Origin of the sequence: Parvibaculum sp., assembly GCF_049672805.1 — a bacterium.
Taxonomy (GTDB): domain Bacteria; phylum Pseudomonadota; class Alphaproteobacteria; order Parvibaculales; family Parvibaculaceae; genus Parvibaculum.
The window spans coordinates 1-6,748 of record NZ_JBATWS010000310.1; the positions used below are offsets into that span (position 1 = coordinate 1).

General features: G+C 60.6%; 7 protein-coding genes. 2 read left to right on the top strand and 5 right to left on the bottom strand.

Translation table 11 applies throughout. The annotated features are described in order from the left end of the window. Together WBF74_RS09810 and WBF74_RS09815 are read left to right on the top strand one after the other, a co-directional pair. Positions 1-255: hypothetical protein (locus WBF74_RS09810; RefSeq protein WP_424438866.1), on the top strand; the 255-nt coding region annotated here is incomplete at its 5' end. A gap of 72 nt (positions 256-327) precedes the next feature. Next, positions 328-930, top strand: a complete 603-nt coding sequence (locus tag WBF74_RS09815) for a glutathione S-transferase N-terminal domain-containing protein (RefSeq protein ID WP_424438869.1) — start codon at positions 328-330, stop codon at positions 928-930. 15 nt (positions 931-945) lie between these two features. On the opposite strand, the gene WBF74_RS09820 is transcribed toward WBF74_RS09815, so the two are convergent. The 5 genes from WBF74_RS09820 to WBF74_RS09840 all read right to left on the bottom strand — a co-directional run. Then, positions 946-2,040: a zinc-binding dehydrogenase gene (locus WBF74_RS09820; RefSeq protein ID WP_424438872.1), complete on the bottom strand. Its 1,095-nt coding sequence runs from the start codon at positions 2,038-2,040 to the stop codon at positions 946-948. An 80-nt stretch (positions 2,041-2,120) separates the two neighbouring features. Further along, positions 2,121-2,426: a SemiSWEET family sugar transporter gene (locus WBF74_RS09825; protein ID WP_424438875.1), complete on the bottom strand. Its 306-nt coding sequence runs from the start codon at positions 2,424-2,426 to the stop codon at positions 2,121-2,123. An 87-nt stretch (positions 2,427-2,513) separates the two neighbouring features. After that, positions 2,514-3,605 (bottom strand): acyl-CoA dehydrogenase family protein, encoded by a 1,092-nt coding sequence (locus WBF74_RS09830; protein ID WP_424438878.1) that lies wholly within the window; start codon positions 3,603-3,605, stop codon positions 2,514-2,516. Between the two features lie 11 nt (positions 3,606-3,616). Continuing rightward, a complete protein-coding gene (locus WBF74_RS09835) occupies positions 3,617-4,810 on the bottom strand; it encodes an acyl-CoA dehydrogenase family protein (protein WP_424438881.1) in 1,194 nt (397 codons plus the stop codon). A gap of 162 nt (positions 4,811-4,972) precedes the next feature. Next, positions 4,973-6,748 (bottom strand): putative bifunctional diguanylate cyclase/phosphodiesterase (locus WBF74_RS09840; protein ID WP_424438884.1); only part of this gene is annotated, 1,776 nt, incomplete at its 5' end.

The window sequence follows — 6,748 nt, forward strand, 5'->3', positions numbered from 1 at the left end:
TATGCGGTCGGCGGATCGGAAGGCCCGACGCTTTCGGGCGCAGCCTCACAGGCACGCAATGAAGCGCTCGCAAGGATGATGACCGTGCCGCTCCGCGAACAGGTCACATGGTTCACCGCTCAGGACAGGGCGAGCGGCAAGCTCACCCCCATCCGCGACTTCACCGACGAAAAAGGCCGCACCTGCCGCGACTTCGTGGAATACCGCACGGTGCGCGCCATGAACGGCCATACATCCGGCACGGCCTGCCTCTGACGCTCTCCTCTTTCCGGCGGAAGATCGCTAGGATGCACGCGCCCGAAGCGCGCGCAGAGAAGGATCATTTTCATGAAGCTCTATTGTTCCCACACCTCGCCCTATGCGCGGAAGGTGCGCGTATTCATCCGCGAAAAGGACGGCACGGCCCGCGTGACGGAAGAAACCGTGGCCGCGATGGAAGACCCCGCCTCGCTTCATGCGGCAAACCCGCTCGGCAAGGTGCCGGCCCTCGTCATGCCGGATGGCACTTCATGGTTTGACAGCCCGCTCATCTGCGAGTTTCTGGAAGGGGCCCTTGAAGGTCCGTCGCTCATTCCCTCGGCACCGGTGCAGCGCCTGCGCACGCTGCGCCAGCAGGCATTGGCCGATGGCATCATGGATGCCGCCGTCTCTATCATCTTTGAGCAGAACAGGAAGGATGCGGAGCGCTCAGCCACCTGGCTCGGGCGCTGGGAACGCGCCATTCTGCGAAGCCTTGCCGTGCTGGAAAATGAAGTGACGGACCTCGACGGGCCGGTCGATCTCGGTGTGATTTCGGTGGGCGCCGCGCTTGGCTATCTCGACTTCCGCCACGGCGCGCTCAACTGGCAGGAAAAGTATCCTGAACTTGCAGGCTGGTGGCGCGATATGGCGAAGCGTCCTTCCTTCGCCGATACCGCACCACCTGCTTGATTCGCCGCTGGCCGATCAGCGCCAGGGCTCGACCAGAATCTTCGCGTGCTTCTCCGGATTGCCAAGTTCGGTGAAGGCTTCCTTCACACCCTCGACACCTACCTTGCCCGTCACCAGTGGCGAGCCATCAATCTTGCCTTCGGCGAGATGATGCAGCGTGAGCGCGAACTCTTCCGGCGTATAGCCAAGAACGAACTGGACATTCAGTTCCTTGTTGATGCCGAAGAAGGGCTCGAACTGATCCTTCTCCATGCAGACGCCAACCACGACCACACGGGCACCACGCGGCGCGCCTTCAAAGATCTGCTGGATGACACCCGGCACGCCCACACATTCAAAGATCACGCCCGGACGGAGCTTCGGCCCCATGCCAAGCAGCGACATGATGTTTTCAGGATCATATCCCTCAGGCGTTGCTTCCTTCGTCCACCGCGCATAAGGCGCTTCGACCTTCGGGTCGAGAACGATATCGGCCCCCATCTGCTCGGCGAGCTTGCGGCGCGCAGGCGAGAAATCCGCCGCGATGATCGGATGCACGCCCTTGATCTTGAGGCCGGCAATGACAGCAAGCCCGACCGGCCCGCAGCCGATCACAAGCGGAATGTCATCCTGCGTAAGCCGCGCCTTTTCAACCGCATGCCAGCCTACCGCCATCGGTTCCGTCAACGCCGCCTGTTCGGTCGGCAGACCATTCGGCACTTCAAGCAGCATCAGTTCATTGAGAACCATCTGTTCGGCAAAGCCGCCCGGCTTCTCATTGGAATAGCCGACCGGATGAACCTTCGCCTTGTCGCCGTTCATGCTGATCGCAATCGGCATGGAGCAGACGCGCGTGCCGGGCTTCAGCTTCTTTTCCGTGCCCGGCCCGTGATCGAGAATCTCGGCACAGAACTCATGGCCGAAAACAATGTCCCGCTTCGTATCCATGCCGAAGCTCGAGCCGGAGCGTTTGGCCTGCTCGACCATCTTGTCGGCATGATGAAAGGCGTGAAGGTCCGACCCGCAAATACCGCAGGCAAGCGTCTTCACCAGAACCTGACCCATTTCCGGCGTCGGTTCAGGAACCTCCGCAGCGACAAGATCGCCATTGCGGAATACAGCAGCACGCATGGGAATACCCTCCAGGAGTTTCTGTTTGCCATATGCAAGCAGGCGCCGGAGCGTCGCGCAAGAGAATATTAGACCACAGTCTATTTTTCTGTCAGGGGCGCGGTTTCAGGCAAGGAGCGCGTTGCCCCGCGCCGCGCCGCAAGCGTGTTCGACAGCGTAATCAGAAGGATGGGCAGGGCGAGCAACAGCGTCACCGAATTTGCCGCAATGAGCGCCGCGTCACCGAGATGAAGGCCATGCAGCAGCCAGCACACGATGCCGACCGTCATGCAGGCATACATAAGCAGCGAAAGGCCGGATGTATCGCGCGTGCGGATCGTCTTCACCGCTTGCGGGAGGAAGGCAAAGGTCGTCAGAAAGGCGGCTATATAGCCGATATTTTCCATTGGTCGCCCCGGTGAAAAGAAAACGCCCGCGCATATGACGCGGGCGTCTCAAAGAAAGCAAGAGAGGTGCCCTCAATCTGCGCAGCTTTACGCCGCCCAGCCCTGCAGTGCGGCCGCCTCGTTGCGCACGCGCTCCGGGCTGCCGAGAAGCTGGCGATCAAGGCCGATCCGCTTGAACCAGTAGTGAAGGCCGAGAAGATCGGTGAAGCCCATGCCACCATGCACTTCCGTGGCGGTGCGGGCGACAAAGCGGCCCACTTCCGTCGTCAGCGATTTCGCATGCGCTGCCATGAGCGTCGCTTCTTCGGGAATCTCATCAAAGGCATGCGCCGCATACCAGATGAGCGAGCGGCACGGCTCAAGCTCTGCCGCCATTTCCGCACACATATGTTTCACGGCCTGGAAAGAACCGATGACACGGTTGAACTGCTTGCGCTCGCCCGCATAGGCAACTGCCTGTTCGATCATCGCCCAGCCTGCGCCCAGCGTATCGGCGGCAAGCAGCACACGGCCCGCATCAATCACGCGCCGGAGCGTTGCCGCCACATCGCCAGACTGAAGCGCTTCTGCCTCGACATCGTCGAACTGAAGCTCGGTGAGGTTCCGCGTGAGATCGATGGAGGTGAGCGCCACCTTGGTCAACCCTGCCGCATCGCCTTTCACGAGGTGAAGCCCGCCTGCATTATCAGCCACGACGATGACATCGGCCTTCGCCGCATCAAGCGCGAAGAGAGACTTGCCATTGAGCTTGCCGCCCGAAGCCGTGACGCCTGCACCATCGCGCGCACCGGACGCAACTTCCGCCACCGCAACGCCCGCTGTGATCGCGCCGCTTGCAAGCGGCGGAAGCCATGCTTCCTTCTGGGCGGACGAGCCGGCACCGGCAATGGCGATCGGTGCCATCACAGCCGTTGCAATGAAAGGCACGGGCGCAACAAAGCGGCCCAGCATTTCCGACACGAGTGCGGCATCCAGCAGCTTCATGCCCATACCGCCCTGCGCTTCCGGCACCATCATGCCGGGCACGCCAAGCTCGGCCAGGGCCTGCCATACATCATCGGCCTGCGCATCCTTCGCCTCGGCCACCTTGCGCACACGCTCCAGCGGCGACACGCGCTCCAGCGTACCGCGAATGCTTTCCTGAAGCAGTTTCTGATCTTCTGAAAGTCCGAATTCCATGCTCGTTCCCCTTATGCCTTGGCCGGCTTGGGTTCGCGGGGCATACCAAGCCCGCGCTCTGAAATGATGTTCTTCTGAATCTGTGCCGTCCCGCCGCCAATAATGAGGCCGAGATCGAACATGTAGCGATGCTGCCAGCTACCATAGGCACGCAGATGCGGGCTGTTGCCGTATAGCACTCCAAGCTCGCCCAGCGCATCGATCGCAAGCGCCGCAAGCTGATGATTGAGTTCGCAGCCCTGCAACTTGACGATAAGCCGAGCAATGCCGGGGTCTTCCTTCTTCGCTGATGCCGTCAGCAGGCGAAGCCCGTGAAACTGCATCGCAAACACGCGCGACTGAAGCTGAACCAGCCTGTCGCGGAAGAGCGGATTGTCAATAAGCCGCTCGCCGCTCACCGTTTCCTCATGCATGAGGTCGATGATCTCCTTGAGGCGCGTGCCCGCCTGATTGGGATCACCCAGCATGCCGCGTTCATGCTTGAGCGTGGCATTGGCAACGAACCAGCCCTGACCGCGCCCCGCCACGATATCTTTCTTCGGCACACGGACATTCGTGAAGAAGACCTCGTTGAACTCCGCATGACCCGTCATGGTGACGAGCGGACGAACTTCAATGCCAGGTGTGGACATGGTGAAGATGAGATAGGAAATGCCCTCATGCTTCGGCTTGTCCGGTTCCGTACGCACAAGGCAGAACATCATGTCGGCAGCATGGGCCGTCGAGGTCCAGATCTTCTGACCGTTGATGATGAAATCATCGCCATCTTCCGTGGCGCGTGTCTGAAGCGATGCAAGGTCGGAACCGGAACCCGGCTCCGAATACCCCTGACACCACACCACCTCGCCTTTCAGCGTCGGCTCGATCCACTTCTTCTTCTGCTCTTCCGTGCCAAGCTCCAGCAGCGTCGGCACGAGCATGGAGACGCCCTGATTGGCAATGCCGAGCGGCACCTTCGCCGCGGCAAACTCTTCTGCAATGATGCGCGACTTCAGAATGTCCGGCTCGGCACCATAGCCGCCATATTCCTTCGGAATGGTGCGCGCCGCATAGCCGTGCTCGATGAGAAGCTTCTGCCAGGCAATCACTTCTTCCGATGGCCGCGACACACCCTGACGGCGCGGGGCCTTGTCCTTGTTCTTCGCAATGAAATCGCGCACCTCGGCGCGAAAAGCCTCATATTGAGGCCCATAGGCGAGATCCATATGCGTCTCCGATCATCATGCGGGCGGGAATGGCCGCATCTATAGCTGTTGCTGGCGGGACTTTACCCCGCACATAGGGCGCGTAAAAGCGGCGGCAGGGGAGTGAGGATCACGCTGCGTCAAATCGCCCGGAGATTCCGGCAGGGCCGGCAGAACCTGATATCAGGCGATGAGCTGGGTCTGGCGCGGCTTCTCGTCAGCATCGCGCCGGCCCGCAGGCGAATTGCGTAGAAAGAGTTCGAACTCCGCAGCAGGCATGGGCCGTCCCGAGAAATAACCTTGCACCTCATCGCAGCCGAGATCGCGCAGCGCCTCATATTGCGCCGCGCTTTCCACGCCTTCGGCCACGACCTTCACGCCGAGCGCATGAGCAAGATCAATGATGACCTTTGGAATGACATGGCCTTCCCTGCCATCCGCCACATCCTGCACAAAGCTGCGGTCGATCTTCAGCCGCTTCACGGGGAAGCGTTTCAGATAGGCGAGCGATGAATAGCCCGTCCCGAAATCATCGATGCTGATGCCGACGCCGAGACCACGCAGACGCCTCAGCGTGCCGATCACCACATCCACATCCTGCATCACCATGCTCTCGGTGACTTCGAGTTCGAGATATTGCGGTGAAAGCCCGCGCCGGATAAGCGTATTCGCAATCGTGTCGGTGAGGTCGGTACGCCGCAGATCAAGCGCCGACACGTTCACGGCAACACCGATGCGACTGAGCCCCTTGTCCTGCCAATCCCTGTTCTGGCGGCACGCTTCATCCAGCACCCATTTTGTCAGAGGCACGATAAGACCGCTGCGCTCCGCCACCGGGATGAATACGGAAGGCGGAATATAACCCCGCTCCTCATGACGCCACCGGATCAGCGCTTCCATGCCGATAACGCGGCCCGTCGCGATATCAACCTTGGGCTGATAGAAGAGCGAGAGCTGATTATTCGCGAGCGCCGCCCGCAAATCCCGCTCGATCATGTTGCGCTCGATGGCGCGCAGATGAAGCTCATGGCGATAAAGGACGCAGGAACCTGAGCCTTCCTGCTTGGCGCGGGAAAGCGCGAGGTCAGCCGTCCGCAGCAACACGTCATCATCGCGCCCGTCCTGCGGGAAGAAAGTGATGCCTACACAGCTTGTCTGCTGCAACTCTGTCGAACCAAGCCGGAAGGGAGCGCCCACCGCGCGCACAAGGCGGCTTGCAAGCTGCATCGCCTCATCCGGCGTCTTGATGCCCGGCATGATAATACCGAATTCATCGCCGCCCATGCGCGCAACGACATCACCATCCCGCGTGCAGCATTTGAGAATATCTGCCGTTCGCTGAAGCACGAGGTCGCCCGCATCCGGCCCGAGCGTGTCGTTCACATTCTTGAAGTCATCAAGATTGAGAATCATCACGCCAACCATGTAGCCGTGACGATCCCCCTTGCTGATTTCCTCGGCGAGCCGCTTTTTGAAAAATGTGCGATTGCCGATGCCGGTCAGTCCATCGGTCGCGGCAAGCGCCTCAAGCTTCATCTCGCCATCGCTACGCGCGTGAAAAGAATGGCGCAGCGCATTGGCGATGGTGCCGATCTCGTCATTGGGCTGCAGGATATGTATGTCGCCCGCTCCATCCGTCGCCGCAAAATCGCGCAGCGTTTCGATCGGCGTCACGATCACGCGGTAGAGAAGAAGCGAGATGCTGAGAATGGCCAGCACCACCGCAATGACGAGCCACAGCATCCTGTGCCAGGCATCAATCAGAATGAGTGAGGCAAGCCTGTCCGCATCAACGCGCGCAAGCACGATGAGTGTCGTGCCCGCATTGGGAAGCGGCAAGGCCCAAGCATAGTCGCCCGGGTACTCGCCATAGTCATCAAGCGCCGTCTGCGTGGCAATAGGCACCGGCCGACTGGCATCCCGCGCTTCTTCGACATCAATTGTCTTGCCGGCCCAGCT